Genomic DNA, 17,496 nt, shown 5'->3' with positions numbered 1-17,496 from the left:
CGCCCTCCCTGATGATCCAGCGAAGTCCCTTGATATCGGGATGCCCGCGCGAGACTTCAGCGATCTCGGGATGCGAATGCGCCACGACCAGCATCAGGCGATCCACACCGACCTTGGCGCGCCGCAATATATCGGATTCAGTGCGCCCCTCGACCAGGCCGAAATCCGCCGTGCCGTCGAGGACATTGGTCTCGACCTGTCTGGTGTTGCCGATGGTCACGCTCAGCCTGACGGCGGGATAGGCCTCGTGGAAGGAGGCCAGCCGGCGCGGCAGCCAGTAGCTGGCGATGGTCTGGCTGGCGGCGATCGAAAGGCTGCCGGTGATCGTCTGCGAGACGTGCTCCAGCACATTGTGGGCGGCAGCCGCCCGTTCGAGCACGGCCTTGGCCTCGGGCAAGAACCGGCGCCCGGTCTGCGCAAGCTCGATGTTGCGGCCGACCCGGTTGAACAGCTGGACGCCATGCTGGTGTTCGAGCGAGCGGATGGCGGCCGACGCCGCCGACTGGGAAATACCCAGCAACTCGGCCGCCTTGGTCATATGCCCTCGTTCGGCGACAGCAACGAAGATCCGCAATTGGTCCAGGGTCATGTCTGATTAAGAAGCAAATTCGATCGGAATTACAAGAGCAACTTGTTAGACGGATCGATTGTTTTATTCTAAGTTCTTGCGCGAAATTGGAAAAATATCGCGACCAGGCCGCGAAGGGTAGAAAGTGATCGGGCGGTTCAAATCCCTGTTTGCCCATTGGACCCGCGGCCTCAGGCGGCGGTTTGCCGGCGACCGCTATCACCCGGAAGAGCACTACATGCGCGGCCCCGGGCCAAAAACGCGAGCCAAATACTCGGACCAAAAAAGCAGATCATGAGCCAAGTACCGCTGCGCGGCGCCAATTCCGCACCGTCCCAACGGCCGCTAGCCGACACGCGCGCGCCCGACGAGGGCGACGGCGTCGATACTTCGCCTGATGTCTCCGACAGCATCGCCAAGACCACCTGCTATATGTGCGCCTGCCGCTGCGGCATCGACGTCCACATCAAGGATGGCAAGGTCCGCTACATCAATGGCAACAAGGATCATCCGGTCAATCGCGGCGTGCTCTGCGGCAAGGGCAGCGCCGGCATCATGCAGCACTACAGTCCGGCCCGGCTGAAGAAGCCCTTGCTGCGCACAGGTCCGCGCGGCTCGGGAGAATTCCGTGAAATCGAGTGGGAGGAAGCCTTCTCGATCGCGACGGAGCGGCTTTTGAAAATTCGCCGGACCGATCCGAAGAAACTCGCCTTCTTCACCGGCCGCGACCAGTCGCAATCCTTGACCGGCTGGTGGGCGAGCCAGTTCGGCACGCCGAATTTCGCCGCCCATGGCGGCTTCTGCTCGGTCAATATGGCGGCCGGCGGCCTCTACACGATCGGCGGCTCGTTCTGGGAATTCGGTGAGCCCGACTGGGACAACACCAAATACTTCATGCTGTTCGGCGTTGCCGAGGACCATGATTCCAATCCGATCAAGATCGGCCTCGGCAAGCTCAAGGCGCGCGGCGCCAAGGTGGTTTCGATCAATCCGTGCCGCACCGGCTACAACGCCATTGCCGATGACTGGATCGGCATCCGGCCCGGCACCGACGGCCTGTTCGTGTTCGCCCTCATCCACGAATTGCTGAAGGCCGGCCGCGTCGACCTCGACTATCTCTTGCGCTACACCAACGCCCATGCGCTCGTCATCCAGGAGCCGGATGTTGCCGATGACGGCCTGTTCGTGCGCGACAGTGACGGCAATCCGCTGGCCTGGGACAGGGTGGCGAAAGTGCCCGTCAGCGCCACCGATACCGATGCAAAACCGGCGCTGACCGGTAGCTTCACGATCGATGGCTGCCGCTGCGTGCCGGTCTTCCAGCTCATCGCCGACCGCTATCTGCACGAGAGCTATTCTCCCGATGCGGTCGCCGAACGCTGCGGCATTTCAGCCGACACCATCCGCCGGATCGCTGCCGAACTGGCGCATGTCGCTTTCGAACAGGCGATCGAGCTGCCGGTGGCATGGACCGACTGGGCCGGCCGCCGCCACGAGACGATCAAGGGGCGGCCTGTTTCGATGCATGCGATGCGCGGCATCTCAGCCCATTCGAACGGTTTTCACACCTGCCGCGCCATCCACCTGCTCCAGGTGCTTCTCGGCACGGTGGACGTGCCGGGTGGGTTCCGCTTTAAGCCGCCCTATCCCCGTTCGGCGCCGCCGGGACCGAAGCCCGCGGGCAAGACCGTCAGGCCGATGATGCCGCTGGAGGGTATGCCGCTCGGCTTTGTCTGCGGCCCGGACGATCTGCTGGTCGATGACGCCGGCACACCGATCCGTATCGACAAGGCCTATTCCTGGGACGCGCCGCTCGCAGCACATGGCCTCATGCACACGGTCATCCGCAACGCCTGGGCCGGCGATCCCTACAGGATCGACACGCTGATGATGTACATGTCGAATGTGGCCTGGAATTCCTCGATGAACACCGTCGAGACGATGGCGATGCTGACCGACAGCGACGAGGCCGGCAAGTACAAGATCCCCTTCATCATCTATTCCGACGCCTATTATTCCGAGACCGTGCCGTTCGCCGATCTCGTGCTTCCCGACACCACCTATCTCGAGAGGCATGACTGCATCAGCCTGCTCGACCGGCCGATCAGTCATGCCGACGGGCCGGGAGACGCCATCCGCCATCCCGTCGTCGAGCCGGACCGCGACGTCAGGCCATTCCAGACGGTGCTGATAGAGCTCGGCGCACGGCTCGGCCTGCCCGGCTTCGTCGACGACGATGGCTCGGCCAAATACCACGGCTATGCCGACTACATCGTCAACCACGAGCGCACGCCGGGCATCGGCCCACTCGCCGGTTGGCGCGGCAAGGACGGAAACGCGATCGGCAAAGGCGAAGCCAATCCCGATCAGCTTCAGCGCTACATCGACAATGGCGGCTTCTGGCACCACGACTTCGCTGATGACCAGCGCTACTACAAGATGGCCAACCGCTCCTATCTCGCCTTTGCCGAGAACATGGGCTTCATCCCGAAAGCAGAGCCGATCGTCTTCCAGCTTTATTCCGAGCCGATTCAGCGGTTTCGCCTTGCCGCGCGCGGCCATGGACGGATGCTGCCGCCAGAGGCGGAGCGTGGCCGCATCGAGACCTATATGGACCCGCTGCCGTTCTGGTACGCGCCGTTCGAGGAAGCCACTGTCGACACCCAGACCTATCCGCTGCATGCGCTAACGCAGCGACCGATGCACATGTATCATTCCTGGGGCTCGCAGAACGCCTGGCTTCGGCAGATCACCAGCCAGAACCGGCTGTTCGTACACAATCGAACGGCAGCAAGCCTCGGGCTTGTCGATGACGACTGGGTTTGGATCGAGAGCATCAACGGCAAGGTCAAGGGACAGATCAAGCTGATCGACGGCGTCAACGCAGACACGGTGTGGACGTGGAATGCCATCGGTAAGCGGCGCGGCAGTTGGGGGCTGAAGGACGACGCGGCCGAATCCAATCGCGGCTTCCTGCTCAACCATATCATCGGCGACCAGACTTCCGCTGACGCCAATGGCAAGCGCTATTCGAATTCGGACCCGGTTACCGGCCAGGCGGCATGGTTCGACCTGCGCGTGCGCATCGTCAAATGCGCGGCTGAGGAAGCCGGCTTCACGGAGCCACGGTTCGAACGGTTCCAGCAGCCGCCGCGTTTCGAGCCTTCGCCGGACAAGCTCAGTTTTGGCGCCGAGTTCCGCATGAAAAGAGAAGCTGCCGAATGACCTGCCTTCCCGCCCATACCGACAAGAAGCTCGGCCTGGTCATCGACCTCGACACCTGTGTCGGCTGCCAGGCCTGCGTCACCGCCTGCAAGGAATGGAATACCGGCGGCCACATGGCGCCGCTGACCGACATCGATCCCTATGGCGGCAATGCCGACGGGGTCTGGTTCAATCGCGTGCACAGCTATGAGCACACCACCGAGATGGGCGGGCGCACCGTGAACTTCCCACGTTCCTGCCTGCATTGCGAACAGCCGGCCTGCGTCACCGTCTGCCCGACCGGCGCCTCCTACAAGCGCGCCTCGGACGGCATCGTGCTGGTCGACGAGGACAAGTGCATCGGCTGCAAATTGTGCAGTTGGGCCTGTCCCTACGGCGCGCGCGAATTCGACACCGATATCGGCGTGATGAAGAAATGCACGCTGTGCGTCGACCGCATCTATAACGACAACCTCGCCGAAGAAGATCGCGTGCCGGCCTGCGTCGCCGCCTGTCCAACCAGCGCGCGGCATTTCGGCGATCTCGGCGATCCGGAATCTGCGGTCTCGCGACTGGTGGTCGAGCGTAGCGGCGTCGACCTGATGCCCGAACTCGGCTATCGTCCGACCAACAAATACCTGCCACCGCGCGCCCACACGCAGCGCGCCGCATCGGTGCCGGCTCCGGCGCTCGAGCCGGTGCGGGCCGAAGGCGGTTTCCTCGGCTGGGTCGACCGCATGCTTTCGAACTGACCAGCAACCCGCCTCATGCATCCAGCCTTCTCCGTCGTCTTTTTCACCACCGCCACGGGCGCCGGTTACGGCCTGCTCGCGCTGCTCGGCGTGCTGGCAGGACAGGGATTTGTCCCGCCCGATTTCTGGTTCGGCCTCGTCGGCATGGGGCTGGCGCTCGGCCTGATCTTGGCCGGCCTGCTGTCGTCGGCCGGCCATCTCGGCCGGCCAGAACGCGCCTGGCGCGCCTTCTCGCAATGGCGCAGCTCATGGTTGTCACGCGAAGGCGTTGCGTCGGTCGCCACTTTCGTGCCGGCTGGGCTGTTCGCCGTCGGCTGGGTGTTTCTCGGTCGCACGGACGGCTGGATGGCCATCGCCGGGCTGCTGGCTGCCATCGGCGCGGTCGTCACCGTCTGTACCACCGGTATGATCTACGCCTCGCTGAAGCCGATCGCCCAGTGGCACAGCCGCTTCACTCTGCCCGGCTATCTGATCTTTTCGGCGATGACCGGCAGCGTGCTTTTGAATGCGCTGCTGCAGGGTTTTGCCATCGGCTCGAACACCCTTCTGGCGGTCTCCGTGCTGCTGACCTTGCTCGGCTGGGGCTGGAAACTGGCAACCTGGCGATACAATGACAGGCTGGAGATCCCGACAACCGCCAACACCGCGACGGGCTTGGCCCATGGTACGGTGCGATCGCTGGAATGGCCGCACACCGAGGAAAACTACCTGCTCAAGGAAATGGGCTTTCGCATCGCGCGCAAGCACAAGGCGCGGCTGCGCCAGATCACGCAAGTGCTGGCCTTCGCTCTGCCCACCTTGCTGCTGATTGCCGCGTTCGCCTTGCCATGGCCTTATGCGGCGGTGCTGTCGGCACTCGCAGCAATCGTCCAGTTCGCCGGCATGCTGGTCGAACGTTGGCTGTTCTTCGCCGAAGCGAAGCACACTGTCACCCTCTATTACGGCAGGTAGAGCCGCTCAGCCGGGCCTGAGCATCGCATGGGAGATCGCAAAAATGCGCTCAGTGCCGAGCATGTAGGCCATCAGCGTTTCGCGGCGAAACAGCCCGGCATAGGCGCGGTCGAGCACATTGAGCGAGCCGGTATAGGCGCCGAAGGCCGGCATGATCATGCGGCCGCCATCGCCGGCAAAGCAGCGTCGCCGCACCGAGCGGCCGCGCTGCACGATGCGGGCGCAAGGGTGCAGATGGCCAGCGACCTCGCCCTCCACCCTCACCGCCGAAGGCTCATGCCGGAAGACCAGGGAACCGACGGCCAGTTCGCGCACCGTCTCGCCGGGCAAATCGGCCGGCGCGTCAGGGTCGTGATTGCCGGCGACCCAGAACCAGTCGCGGCCGGCGATCAGCCCTTCCAGTCGTTCGCGGAAGCTCGAATGCATGCGCTCGGCGCCGCCGCCATCGTGAAAGCTGTCGCCAAGGCTGATGACGATCGCCGGCTGATAATCGGCAATCACCGCCTGCAGACGCAGCAATGTCGCGCCGGTGTCGTAAGGCGGAATCAGCGCGCCGCGCCGTGCCAGGGACGAGCCCTTTTCCAGATGCAGGTCCGACACCGCCAGCAATCTCAACTCGGGGAAGTAGAGCACGCCACGCGGATCGCAGACCGCGCGCTCATCGGCGATGCCGACCCGATCGGCTTCCGCGAATGTCGATGCCCTCGCCGCGAAATTCATATCAAACCAAGCTCATTCCCGGACCCATGGCCTCCTCGACCAGATCAGCCGCCTCCATCAGCAGCGTCTCGTTGGCGCCGCCGTTCACCGATTCCTTGCCGATCTCCAGCATGATCGGCACGGCGAGCGGCGAAATCTGCTCAAGGTGCTTATGCACGATTCGACCGCGGACACGCGAGAGCATCTCGGCAAGTCTGCTGACATCGAGCAGTCCGGCCGCGGCATCCGTCCGCGTCGCCTGCAGCAGGATATGGTCAGGCTCGTGACTGCGCAGTACGTCATAGATCAGGTCGGCCGAGACCGTCACTTGCCGCCCGCTCTTCTCCTGCCCTGGGAAGCGCTTCTCGATCAGTCCGGCGATCACCGCGCAGGTGCGGAAGGTACGCTTCAGCATCCAGCTGTCGTTCAGCCATGCTTCGAGATCGTCGCCTAGCATGTCCTCGTCGAACAAGGCAGCCAGCGAAGGCTTCCCGGCCTTGAACAGCGATGCCATGTCGTCCAGCGCCCAGACGGCCAGCGAATAATCGGTGGCGACAAAGCCGAGCGGCCGCGCACCGGCCCGCTCCAGCCGCCGCGTCAAAAGCATGCCGAGTGTCTGGTGCGCCAGCCGCCCTTCGAATGGATAGGCGACCATGTAGTGCCGGTTGCCACGTGGGAAGGTCTCGACCAGCAGGTCGCCGCGCTTGGGCAGCACCGATTTTTCCTTCTGTAATCTCAACCAGTCGGCCACCTGTTCGGGCAGCGCCCGCCAGCGATTCGAATCGGCCAGCATTCCGCGCACCTGATCGGCGAGATAGGTCGACAGCGGGAATTTGCCACCGGCGTAGGACGGCACGATGATGTTGGCGCCGGCACCATTGGAGACGACGCACTCGTTCTCCCGGATGCCCTCGAAACGAAGAACTTTGCCGGCAAATAAGAAACTGTCGCCGATGCGCAGCGTCTCGGCAAAATATTCCTCGATCTTGCCGAGCACCGGACCGCCCCGCCCGGCAAGGCCACGCCCTTGCCTGACATAGCGCACGTTCAGCTCCGGCATTTCCACGATGGTGCCGACATTCAGCCGATACTGCTGGGCGATGCGCGGGTGCGAGACGCGCCACATCCCGTCATTCGTCTTTCGAATACGAGCGTAGCGCTCATAACTCTTGAGCGCATAGCCGCCGGTGGCGACGAAGTCGACGACACGGTCGAAGGTGCTGCGTTCCAGCCTGGCATAGGGCGCGGCACTCCGCACCTCCTGAAACAGAAGGTCGGCGTCGAACGGTGCCGCGCAGGCGCTGCCCAGCACGTGCTGCGAGAGCACGTCGAGCGCGCCATCAATCAGAGGCGGCGTATCCTGCGCGCCGAGATAGTTGGCGTCGAGTGCTGCCCGGCATTCCAGCACCTCGAAGCGGTTAGCGGGAATCAGGATCGCCTTGGACGGTTCGTCCATGCGGTGATTGGCGCGACCGATACGTTGAGCCAGCCGGCTCGCACCCTTCGGCGCACCGACATGCACGACCAGGTCAACGTCGCCCCAGTCGATGCCGAGATCGAGCGTCGAGGTGGCGACGATGGCGCGCAGCGCATTCTCGCCCATCGCCTTTTCAACCCGCCGGCGCTGGCCGACATCGAGCGAGCCGTGATGCAAGGCGATCGGCAGAGAGTCCTCGTTTGCCCGCCACAGTTCCTGGAACAGCAGCTCGGCCTGGCTGCGGGTGTTGACGAACAAGAGCGTCGTGCGATGGCGCTTGATCGCCTCGTAGATTTCGGGAATGGCGTAGCGAGCCAAGTGTCCGGACCACGGCACGTGCTGTTCCGAGTCGAGGATGGAAATGTCGGGCTTGGCACCGCCGGCAACGGTGATCAGACTGGCCATCGCGGGCTTTGTTGAGATTTCGGGTGGATTCTGGCCGACCAGCCAGCGGCGCAATTCGTCGGGCTCAGCCACGGTAGCGGAAAGCCCGATCGTCTGCAGGCCGGGCACGAAGCTGCGCAGCCGCGCCAGGCCGAGTGCCAGAAGATGTCCGCGCTTCGACGTCACCAGCGAATGCAATTCATCGAGCACGACATAGCGCAGATCCTCAAAGAAACGCCTGGCGTCGGATGCCGCGATCAGCAGCGCCAGTTGCTCGGGCGTGGTCAGGAGGATGTCGGGCGGCACCAGCTTTTGCCGCTGGCGTTTATGCGCGGGCGTGTCGCCGGTGCGCGTCTCGATGGTGACAGGCAGGCCGATCTCTTCCACCGGTTTGCCGAGATTGCGCTCGATGTCGACGGCCAGCGCCTTCAGCGGCGAGATGTAGAGCGTGTGGATGCCGCGACGCGCCTGCCCCGGCTTTCTCCTTGGCCGGCCAGCCAGCTCGGTCAACGAGGGCAAGAACCCGGCCAGCGTCTTGCCGGCACCAGTCGGCGCGATCAGCAAGACCGACTGCCCCGCTTGGACGGTCGCCAGCAATTCGACCTGATGGGCGCGCGGCGACCAGCCCTTTTCCGCGAACCATTTGAGGAACGGCTCGGGCAAGTGCACGGCTGCATTCTGTTCGGCAAGGCGCGGCTGTTCTGTCACGCGCCAGAGGTAGCGCGACGGCGCGCAATCGCCAAGAAGAATCGGAACAAAAGGTGATCGAGCGTCTTCTTCCTTCTCCCCTTATGAGGGCTTGCGAGGGGAGAAGGGAAGGTTTGCGTCCTAAGGCCGTCGAAACCCAGTCGGCCCGCCATAGAGAAATCCGATGCGAGCTACGGCTTCCTTGAGCCCCTCTCGCGACACCAGCATGGTGTGGCCGTTGGCGTGGATCATGGTCTTTGCGTCGGTCATGATCGCGACATGGCCCTTCCAGAACACCAGGTCGCCGCGCCGCAGTCCGACAAAATCTGGCCCAGGTTCGAGCGGCTCACCGATGGTCGCCGCCTGCATATCGGAATCGCGCAACACGTTCTTGCCGGCCATGCGCATCGACAATTGCACAAGGCCGGAACAGTCGATGCCGAAACCGGAAGTGCCGCCCCATAGATAGGGTGTCCCGAGGAACGTCTCCGCGACCGTGACATAGTCAGCGGCAGCCTCGGCGACAGACCGCAAATGGCCCGATATGATCGCCTCGCCGGACGGCAGCAACGCATAATGCGTGCCGCGTGTTTCAGCAGCGCCCGTCACCGTCACCGCGGATCCCATCGACAGTTGCCCACTCACCGGAAACCGCAGATCCGGTCCCGGATAGAGGAAGGTGCGCGGCACCGAGACGATGTGGGTCGGCGCATGATACCGCCCGTCCAGCACCGTGTCAGCGACATAGCCGACATAGCCGTCGTGCTCAGCCTGGACCCAGGCCCAGCCCTCAACGTTCTCGAAGACGAGGACGTCGTCGCCGAACAGGGCTTGCGTGTTGACGCCAGCATCCGGGCGCGGCGCTTTGCGCATATCGGCCACGGACGCTGAAATCCGCGCTGGCCGGCCGGCGACAAAGCGGTCGGCGGCGACCTCGCCTTTCAGCCTGGCATCGGCGAGATCGGAACGAAAGGCGTGAAGGCGAGCATCCCTGGCGGTCAAATCGGCAACTCTTCAGAAGGGCGGTTCGGTCAGATGGGCAGTTCCTGGGCTTTGGCGATGATAACATCGCCGAAGCGCTCGACAAAGAGTGCGCCCTCGACGGTGCGCTTGACCAGCACATTGCGCTTGTCGAGTTCGTCGCGATGGCGCGACACCAGCTTCAGCGCACCCATTGTGTCGAGCGCGCGGGTGATCACCGGCTTGGTGACATTGAGCCGGGCGGCGAGCCCGCGCACGGTATGCGGTGGCGGGTCGAGATAGATGGTGAACAGGATCGCCGTCTGGCGCATGGTGAGGTCCGGCGCGTCGTCGCGCACCTGCGACAGCATCACCTGCTGCCACAGTCGCAAAGCCTGGCTCGGACGCATCGAAATCGACATCCGGCCAGCATGACGGCAAATTGTTTCGGTTCCGTTTCAGTCCTGAGGCCTGTTGTGGTGCCTTGGAACGTCAGGCGTAACGGTTCGAGATGACCCGCTCCAATGTCCGGATGCCTTGCGCCTCGCCACCAGCCAGCCCATGCGGGCGATCGGACGGGTTCCAGGCGAAGATGTCGAAATGCGCCCAGGCGGCGGTCTTCTCGACGAAGCGCTTCAGGAACAGCGCCGCTGTAATCGAGCCGGCGAACCCGTCCGACGTGACGTTGTTGATGTCGGCAACCTTCGAGGACAGTTTTGCGTCGTAGGGCCGCCATAGCGGCATGCGCCACAGCGGGTCCTCGACCGCGACGGAAGCCGCAATCAGATCGGACGCCAACGCTTCATCGCCAGTGTAAAAGGGCGGCAGGTCGGGACCGAGCGCAACGCGAGCAGCCCCCGTCAAGGTCGCCATATCGATCAGCAACTGCGGCTCGTCGTCGTCGGCCAGCGACAGGGCATCCGCCAGCACCAGCCGACCCTCGGCATCGGTGTTGCCGATCTCGACAGTGATGCCCTTGCGGCTCACCAGCACGTCGCCGGGCCGGAAGGCGTTGCCGGCAATCGAATTCTCGACCGCCGGGATCAGCACGCGCAGCCGGACCCTCAGCCCGGCGGCCATGATCATCGAAGCGAGGCCCAGGACGTTGGCGGCGCCGCCCATGTCCTTCTTCATCAAAAGCATACCCGAGGACGGCTTGATGTCGAGACCGCCCGTGTCGAAGCAGACGCCCTTGCCGACCAGCGTCACCTTCGGTGCATTCTTCGGCCCCCAAATCATGTCGATCAGACGCGGCGCACCGACCGATGCGCGGCCGACCGCATGGATCATCGGGAAATTCTTCCTGAGCAGGTCGTCGCCCTTGGTCACCGACATTTCGGCCTTGTAAGTCCTGGCCAGGGTCCGGACCGCCTTCTCCAGCTCGTCCGGTCCCATGTCGTTGGTCGGCGTGTTGACCAGATCGCGCGTCAGGAAGACGCCGTCGGCGATGCTGCGAACACGCGCCGCGTCGGCGCCGGACGGCAGCGAAAAACGCAGCGCCTTGCCGGGCTTCTTGCCGTAGCGGGTGAAAACATAGCCGCCGAGCGCCAGTGCGATGGCCCCGAGCTCCGGTTCGGCGGGCGCCGAGGCGAAATGCCAGTCGCCTTCCGGCAAGGCTCTCGCCAGCGTGCCGATAACAAGTGCGCCTTCGCTGTCGCCTATGCCGAACAGCGCCCCGGCAACCGCACCGTTTTCGCCAGGCACGACCAGCGTCCTGCCCGCCTCGCCGGAAAAGCCGTTGGCCCTGGCCCAGGCTAGCGTGGAGGGCGCCAGGCCTGCTGCCTCCAGTCTGTCCTTCGCAACCAAATGGACCGGTAGCGCGGCCTTCAGTTTTTTCTCAACGAGTTCGACAGGCATTCAGTGGTCTCCGGCTTCCGAGTCGGCGTTTCTTAACTATCCGTTAGGGTTAACAGAATATTTCTGCGGGAGGGAAGATGGCCGTTCAATGGCTACGCCTACGACTGGAGGGTCCGGTGCCGATGTCGATCAAACGCATGATGAACGCCACGGGAAAGCGGCTGATCACCACAGCGTTCACAATGGCGCTCGCGGCCAGCGTTGCCGGCTGCGGGACCAGCAAGTTGACGACCGGCTCTATCTCTCGCACCAGCGGCAAGCCGCTGGAAACCATGTCGGCCGGCGAGTTGCACAACGCGACGATCGCGCTCGGTCAGTCCTACGCCAAGAATCCGAACGACAAGCGGATCGCGACAAACTATGCAGCGGCGCTGCAGATGGATGGGGACGCCGACCAGTCGCTCGCCGTAATGCGCAAGCTGGCGATCGCCCTGCCGAAGGACCGCGACGTGCTCGCCGCCTATGGTAAGGCGCTCGCTGCCAACGGCCAGTTCGAGCCGGCGCTCGACGCGGTGCGCCGCGCGCAGACTCCGGAATATCCCGATTGGAAGCTGGTGTCGGCGGAAGCCGCGATTCTCGACCAGCTCGGCCAGAGAGACGAAGCGCGCCAGAATTACCGCAAGGCGCTGGACCTCAAGCCGAACGAACCTTCGATCCTTTCCAATCTCGGCATGTCCTACCTGTTGGAAGGCGATCTGCGCACGGCAGAGACCTATATGCGCTCGGCCGCCCAGCAGCCGAACGCCGACAGCCGCGTCCGCCAGAACCTGGCGCTGGTGGTCGGCCTGCAGGGCCGCTTCGACGAGGCCGAGAAGATCGCCTCGCAGGAGCTCTCGACCGAACAGGCGCAGGCGAACGTGGCTTACCTTCGCCAGATGCTCGCCCAGCAGAATGCCTGGAGCCAGCTCAAGGACCAGGACAAGGCGAAGCCTGCCACCAACTGACCGCCCCCCAACACTCATTCGATATGCCGAAAATGCCAAAGCCGCGTTGCATCAGCACCGCGGCTTTCGCGTGTATTGGCGCCTAGGCGAGGCTACTCGCTGCTGGATCTCGACTGATCGCCGAAGACGCCGCGCTGACTCACCTGGATGCCTGCAGGGCCTAGAATGATGGCGAACAGCACCGGCAGGAAGAACAGGATCATCGGCACGGTGAGCTTCGGTGGCAAGGCCGCTGCTTTCTTCTCGGCGACGTTCATGCGCATGTCGCGGCTTTCGCCGGCAAGCACGCGCAGCGCGTGCGCCACCGGCGTGCCGTAGCGCTCGGCCTGGACCAGCGCCTGCGACACCGACTTGACCGACTCCAGGCCGGTGCGACTTGCAAGGTTCTCGTAAGCCTGTTTGCGTTCCTGCAAGTAGGAAAGTTCAGCATTGGTGAGGATGAACTCTTCCGCAAGTGCCACCGATTGCGAGCCGATCTCGTCGGCGACCTTACGAAACGCCGCCTCCACCGACATGCCGGATTCGACGCAGATCAACATCAGATCGAGCGCGTCCGGCCACGCCATCTGGATCGACTGCTTGCGCTTGGTGGCGCGGTTGTTGACATAGAGCACCGGCGCGTAAAAACCCGCATAGGCGACGACGACGCAGACGAACAATTTGATGAGAGGCGGCTGCTCGGACAATCCTCCGAGCACGAACACATACATCGCGGCCAGCGCGAAGCCGACAAAGGGCAGGACCAGACGGAAGAAAAGGAACCGCGTCAGCGGATTCTGCCCGCGAAAGCCCGCCACTTTGAGTTTCTGCAACGTGCCTTCATCGGCCAGGGCGCGCCTCAGGTCCAGCCGGTCGACAATATTGCGCATGCCGATCGACTGTTCCTCGCGCAGGCCCTTGCGGCGGCGATCGGCCTCGACGGCAAGCCGCGCACGCTGCTTGGCGCGCAGTTCGTCACGCTCCAGCGCCACGGATTTCATGCGCGCCTTGAGCTGGTTTCCGCCAAAGGCCGGCAGCAGCGTGAAGACGGTCGCAAACACCGCGATGCCGACCAGCAAGGCAATCAGGAATGCCGGATCCGTAAGGGTTTTGACGACTTGGTCGGTCATGCCATCTCAATCCTAAACTTCGAAGTTCATCATCTTGCGCATCACCAGGATGCCGATCGACATCCAGACCGCTGAACAACCGAGGATCAGATTGCCGACGCTGGTGGTGAACAATGGCATGATGTAGTTCGGGCTTGTCAGGTAGACGAGAAAGGCGACGACGAAAGGCAAGGCGCCGATGATCACGGCGGACGCCTTCGCCTCCATGGACAGCGCCTGGACCTTGGCTTTCATTTTCTTGCGGTCGCGAAGCACGCGCGAAAGATTGCCCAGCGCCTCGGAAAGGTTGCCGCCGGCCTGTGACTGGATTTGGATGACGATGCCGAAGAAGCTCGCCTCCGTGCATGGCATCGTTTCGGCCATGCGGAGGCTGGCGTCGGGAATCGACAGGCCCATCTGCTGCGAATCGACGATGCGGCGAAACTCGGTCTTGACCGGTTCGGGAGATTCGTTGGCGATCAGGCGGATGGCGTCATTCAGCGGCAGGCCGGATTTGACAGCACGCACGATGATGTCGAGCGCGTTCGGAAATTCGTTCAGGAACGCCTTGACCCGGCGTGCACGGCAAAACGAGACGAACCAGCGTGGCAGGCCGAGGGCGCCGACCAGCAGAACACCCGGCAAGATAAGCAGCGGTGCGCCGATGAAATAGACAAGAAACGTCAGGACGACACCGCAAACGGCCGAGTAGAGATAGAAGCGCTCGAGCGAGACCTTCATGCCCGCCTGACGGATCTGGGCCTTCAATGGCGGCTTCTTGACGACGCGCTGGTTGGTTTTCTGCTTCTGCTCAAGATCCTTCAGCGAATCCTGGACCGACTTGCGCCGCTTGGCCGCTTCCGCCACGCGATCACGCGAGGCCTTGACGACGGCACCATCCGTCTCTGCGGTCTTGATCGTCTCAAGCCGCCTGCCGACTTGCTTCTCGGTGCTAATCCGGTTGAACAAAAGAGCATAGGCGACTGCGCCGGCGCTGAAGCCGGCGAGCACGATGAATGCCAATACGGTGCCGTCAATTCCGAACATCGACCCTGGCCCCTACGCCTCCAAACGCATCAGTCAGCGCGCTTCTCCATCGCCTCGAGCGCATTGGCGAGGCGCTGTTCCTCACCATAGTAGCGGGCGCGCTCCCAGAAATGCGGGCGACCAATGCCTGTCGACACGTGCTCACCCAGCAGCCTGCCGTTCGCGTCCTCGCCTTTTATATTGTAGAGGACGATGTCCTGCGTGATGATGACGTCGCCCTCCATTCCGATCACCTCGGTGATGTGAGTGATACGCCGCGATCCGTCACGCAGGCGTGCAGCCTGGATGATCACGTCCACGGAACCGACCACGATTTCACGCACGGTTCTCTGCGGCAGCGTGTAGCCGCCCATGGCGATCATCGATTCGATACGGTTCAGGCATTCACGCGGGCTGTTCGAGTGGATCGTGCCCATCGAGCCGTCATGGCCGGTGTTCATCGCCTGCAGAAGATCGAACACTTCAGGTCCGCGCACTTCACCGACGATGATACGCTCGGGCCGCATGCGCAGGCAGTTCTTGACCAGATCGCGCATGGTCACCTCGCCTTCGCCCTCGAGGTTGGGCGGGCGGGTTTCCAGACGCACGACATGCGGCTGCTGCAATTGCAGCTCGGCCGAATCCTCGCAGGTGATGACGCGTTCCTCGCGGTCGATATAGTTGGTCAGGCAATTGAGCAGCGTCGTCTTGCCCGAGCCGGTACCGCCTGAAATGACGATGTTGCAGCGGACGCGGCCGATGATCTTGAGAATCTCGGCGCCGTGCGGCGAAATGGCGCCGAACTTGACCAGCTGATCGAGCGTCAGCTTGTCCTTTTTGAACTTGCGGATGGTGAGCGCGGTGCCGTCGATGGCGAGCGGCGGCGCGATGACGTTGACGCGGGAACCATCGGGAAGGCGTGCGTCGCAAATCGGGCTCGATTCATCGACGCGGCGGCCAACCTGGCTGACGATGCGCTGACAGATGTTGAGGAGCTGCTGGTTGTCGCGGAAACGAATGCCGGTCTGCTCGACCTTGCCGTTGACCTCGATGTAGACATTCTTGGAACCGTTGACCATGATGTCGGCGATGTCGTCGCGGGCTAGCAGCGGCTCCAGCGGCCCGTAACCCAGCACGTCATTGCAGATATCCTCGAGCAGTTCTTCCTGCTCGGCGATCGACATCGCGAAATTCTTGATCGCGATGATGTCGTTGACGATATCGCGGATTTCCTCGCGTGCGCTTTCGGGATCGAGCTTGGCAAGCTGCGACAGGTCGATCGTGTCGATGAGCGCGGAGAAGACCTGGCTCTTGGTGTCGTAGTAGGTTTCGCTCTTCTCGCGCTGGAGCCTTTTTGGCTCCGGCGCCAATGGCGGCGCCTCGACCGCACGGCGCACGGGCGGCGGCGCAGCAGACGCGCCAATCGTGCCGGATGGTGGCGGCGCGGGCTTGACAAGAGCCGCCGTTTCCACAGGGTTTGCGGCAGGCGCGGGTGCCGGCTGACGGAATTCCGGCGTGAACCGGCTGCCGTCGTCGCTGCCTCTTTTACCAAACATGATCGAGTACCAACTCCGCTACGGAAGCATCACTTCTTGCTGCGCGAAAGCTTGCCAAGGAAATTGCCGAGGCTCGCCTTCTTTTTTACCTTGATTTCGCTGCGTCCGGTCAGCACATGCGCAATCTCGTTGATTGTGCCGACGATCGGGTTCTTGGCATCCATTTCGCCGAGCATGCGCCCGTTGTTGGCGGCGTTTCCAAACAGCAGCGGCTCGAAGGGAATGACCGACATCGGTGACAGGCCGAGCGAGTCGGCGAAGTCGGATGACGCGATCTCCGGACGCTTTGGCACGCCGGCCTGATTGATGATCAGCTTCGGCGGCGGATCGTTCGGGCGAAGCCGTTTGAACATGTCGACCAGATTCTTGGTGTTGCGCAGATTGGCCAGTTCCGGCGTCGCCGTGATCACGATGTCGTCGGCCTTGACCAGCGTATTCTTGGTCCAGCCTGCCCAGATGTGCGGGACATCGAGCACCAGAAGCGGCACACTGCGCTGGGCCATATCGATAAGCTGCGTGAAGGCATCGGGATCGAAATCGTAGACGCGGTCGAGCGTTGAAGGCGCCGCAAGCAGCGACAGGTGCTCCGCGCACTGGGCAAGCAGCCGATCGAGATAGACCTCGTCGACGCGTTCCGGTGAGAAGACGGCCTCGGCAATGCCTTGTGCCGGATCCTGATCGAAATTGATGTTGGCCGTTCCGAAAGCCAGGTCAAGATCGGCGACAACCACTTCGGACTTGAACAGGGACGACATCGCCCAGGCCACATTGTGGGCAATGGTCGAGGAGCCGACGCCACCCTTGGCGCCGATGAAGGCGATCGAGCGGCCGATCGGCTCGGCTTCCGGATCAACGAAAATCGACGATATCACGCTGACGATGTCGGCCATCGACACCGGCGCGATGACATATTCGGAAATGCCGGACCGGATGAGCTCGCGGTAAAGGCCGACATCATTATAGTGGCCGATGACCACGACCTTCGAGGTCGGATCGCAATATTCGGAGAGCTGCATGAGCTGCTCCAGCAATTGCGTCGGCTCGCTGCGCGATTCCAGCAGGATCAGGTTCGGTGTCGGTGCCGATTGATAGAATTCGATGGCGGTGGCGATGCCGCCCATATGGACCTTCAGATGGGCCTTTGCCATGCGGCGATCCTCGCCGGCGCGCTCGACCGGACCGGCAACGCCCTCGGTCTCGCAAAATGCCTGGATCGAAATGCGCGGAACCGGCCGCAACGCCTGCATGGCGGCGATATCCTGCTGCGAGATTTCGCCGCCATCCACCCCTGTGTCGTAGGCAAGATTGCTCATCGTCATTTCTTTCCGTGACTTGCGCGGCCC

Annotated in this window: 14 protein-coding genes; 4 read left to right on the top strand and 10 right to left on the bottom strand. The window is 63.0% G+C overall.

Annotated features, from left to right (window positions below; all coding sequences use genetic code 11):
* The coding region (locus E5X88_RS25395; RefSeq protein WP_292166152.1) for a LysR substrate-binding domain-containing protein at positions 1-589 on the bottom strand (589 nt) is incomplete at its 3' end.
* A 273-nt stretch (positions 590-862) separates the two neighbouring features.
* Between E5X88_RS25395 and E5X88_RS25390 the strand changes: the two genes are divergently transcribed.
* The 3 genes from E5X88_RS25390 to E5X88_RS25380 are packed head-to-tail and all read left to right on the top strand — an operon-like array spanning position 863 to position 5,475.
* Entirely contained in the window at positions 863-3,793 is a 2,931-nt protein-coding gene (locus E5X88_RS25390) for a molybdopterin oxidoreductase family protein (RefSeq protein ID WP_292166150.1), read from the top strand.
* Entirely contained in the window at positions 3,790-4,524 is a 735-nt protein-coding gene (locus tag E5X88_RS25385; RefSeq protein WP_292166148.1) for a 4Fe-4S dicluster domain-containing protein, read from the top strand. The genes E5X88_RS25390 and E5X88_RS25385 overlap by 4 nt, the downstream gene beginning before the upstream one ends.
* Before the next feature lie 15 nt (positions 4,525-4,539).
* Positions 4,540-5,475, top strand: coding sequence for a DmsC/YnfH family molybdoenzyme membrane anchor subunit (locus tag E5X88_RS25380; RefSeq protein WP_292166146.1), 936 nt, complete (start codon positions 4,540-4,542; stop codon positions 5,473-5,475).
* Positions 5,476-5,481: 6 nt separating this feature from the next.
* On the opposite strand, the gene pdeM is transcribed toward E5X88_RS25380, so the two are convergent.
* From pdeM to E5X88_RS25355, 5 genes are all read right to left on the bottom strand, one after another.
* The gene (gene pdeM / locus E5X88_RS25375) at positions 5,482-6,195 is read right to left on the bottom strand and encodes a ligase-associated DNA damage response endonuclease PdeM (protein WP_292166144.1); all 714 of its coding nucleotides are present in this window, start codon (positions 6,193-6,195) and stop codon (positions 5,482-5,484) included.
* Between the two features lies 1 nt (position 6,196).
* Complete coding sequence (locus E5X88_RS25370) at positions 6,197-8,743, bottom strand: ligase-associated DNA damage response DEXH box helicase (protein ID WP_292166142.1); 2,547 nt, start codon at positions 8,741-8,743, stop codon at positions 6,197-6,199.
* A gap of 120 nt (positions 8,744-8,863) precedes the next feature.
* A complete protein-coding gene (locus E5X88_RS25365) occupies positions 8,864-9,724 on the bottom strand; it encodes an NlpC/P60 family protein (RefSeq protein WP_292166140.1) in 861 nt (286 codons plus the stop codon).
* A 29-nt stretch (positions 9,725-9,753) separates the two neighbouring features.
* Entirely contained in the window at positions 9,754-10,104 is a 351-nt protein-coding gene (locus E5X88_RS25360) for a MarR family winged helix-turn-helix transcriptional regulator (RefSeq protein ID WP_127317369.1), read from the bottom strand.
* Between the two features lie 70 nt (positions 10,105-10,174).
* A complete protein-coding gene (locus E5X88_RS25355; RefSeq protein WP_292166138.1) occupies positions 10,175-11,539 on the bottom strand; it encodes a M17 family metallopeptidase in 1,365 nt (454 codons plus the stop codon).
* A 122-nt stretch (positions 11,540-11,661) separates the two neighbouring features.
* On the opposite strand from E5X88_RS25355, the gene E5X88_RS25350 reads away from it, so the two are divergent.
* Positions 11,662-12,483 (top strand): tetratricopeptide repeat protein, encoded by an 822-nt coding sequence (locus tag E5X88_RS25350; protein WP_292166136.1) that lies wholly within the window; start codon positions 11,662-11,664, stop codon positions 12,481-12,483.
* 92 nt (positions 12,484-12,575) lie between these two features.
* Here E5X88_RS25350 and E5X88_RS25345 read toward each other — a convergent pair whose 3' ends face one another.
* Genes E5X88_RS25345 through E5X88_RS25330 form a run of 4 tightly spaced genes read right to left on the bottom strand, consistent with a single transcriptional unit; the run spans position 12,576 to position 17,466 of the window.
* On the bottom strand, positions 12,576-13,592 hold the full coding sequence (locus E5X88_RS25345; RefSeq protein ID WP_292166134.1) for a type II secretion system F family protein: 1,017 nt from the start codon (positions 13,590-13,592) through the stop codon (positions 12,576-12,578).
* 12 nt (positions 13,593-13,604) lie between these two features.
* The gene (locus tag E5X88_RS25340; RefSeq protein ID WP_292166132.1) at positions 13,605-14,618 is read right to left on the bottom strand and encodes a type II secretion system F family protein; all 1,014 of its coding nucleotides are present in this window, start codon (positions 14,616-14,618) and stop codon (positions 13,605-13,607) included.
* 29 nt (positions 14,619-14,647) lie between these two features.
* Positions 14,648-16,153: a CpaF family protein gene (locus E5X88_RS25335; RefSeq protein ID WP_292166130.1), complete on the bottom strand. Its 1,506-nt coding sequence runs from the start codon at positions 16,151-16,153 to the stop codon at positions 14,648-14,650.
* 29 nt (positions 16,154-16,182) lie between these two features.
* Positions 16,183-17,466: a CpaE family protein gene (locus E5X88_RS25330; protein WP_292166129.1), complete on the bottom strand. Its 1,284-nt coding sequence runs from the start codon at positions 17,464-17,466 to the stop codon at positions 16,183-16,185.
* Between the last annotated feature and the right edge of the window lie 30 nt (positions 17,467-17,496).

This window comes from Mesorhizobium sp., assembly GCF_004962245.1.
Classification (GTDB): domain Bacteria; phylum Pseudomonadota; class Alphaproteobacteria; order Rhizobiales; family Rhizobiaceae; genus Mesorhizobium.
Note: the sequence above shows the minus strand (reverse complement) of the source record. Positions and strands in the feature narration are given on the sequence as shown.

Coding starts and splice junctions, on each gene's coding strand:
- E5X88_RS25390 (WP_292166150.1), top strand. CDS start 863: ATGAGCCAAGTACCGCTGCGCGGCGCCAATTCCGCACCGTCCCAACGG.
- E5X88_RS25385 (WP_292166148.1), top strand. CDS start 3,790: ATGACCTGCCTTCCCGCCCATACCGACAAGAAGCTCGGCCTGGTCATC.
- E5X88_RS25380 (WP_292166146.1), top strand. CDS start 4,540: ATGCATCCAGCCTTCTCCGTCGTCTTTTTCACCACCGCCACGGGCGCC.
- pdeM (WP_292166144.1), bottom strand. CDS start 6,195: ATGAATTTCGCGGCGAGGGCATCGACATTCGCGGAAGCCGATCGGGTC.
- E5X88_RS25360 (WP_127317369.1), bottom strand. CDS start 10,104: ATGTCGATTTCGATGCGTCCGAGCCAGGCTTTGCGACTGTGGCAGCAG.
- E5X88_RS25355 (WP_292166138.1), bottom strand. CDS start 11,539: ATGCCTGTCGAACTCGTTGAGAAAAAACTGAAGGCCGCGCTACCGGTC.
- E5X88_RS25350 (WP_292166136.1), top strand. CDS start 11,662: ATGTCGATCAAACGCATGATGAACGCCACGGGAAAGCGGCTGATCACC.
- E5X88_RS25345 (WP_292166134.1), bottom strand. CDS start 13,592: ATGACCGACCAAGTCGTCAAAACCCTTACGGATCCGGCATTCCTGATT.
- E5X88_RS25340 (WP_292166132.1), bottom strand. CDS start 14,618: ATGTTCGGAATTGACGGCACCGTATTGGCATTCATCGTGCTCGCCGGC.
- E5X88_RS25335 (WP_292166130.1), bottom strand. CDS start 16,153: ATGTTTGGTAAAAGAGGCAGCGACGACGGCAGCCGGTTCACGCCGGAA.
- E5X88_RS25330 (WP_292166129.1), bottom strand. CDS start 17,466: ATGAGCAATCTTGCCTACGACACAGGGGTGGATGGCGGCGAAATCTCG.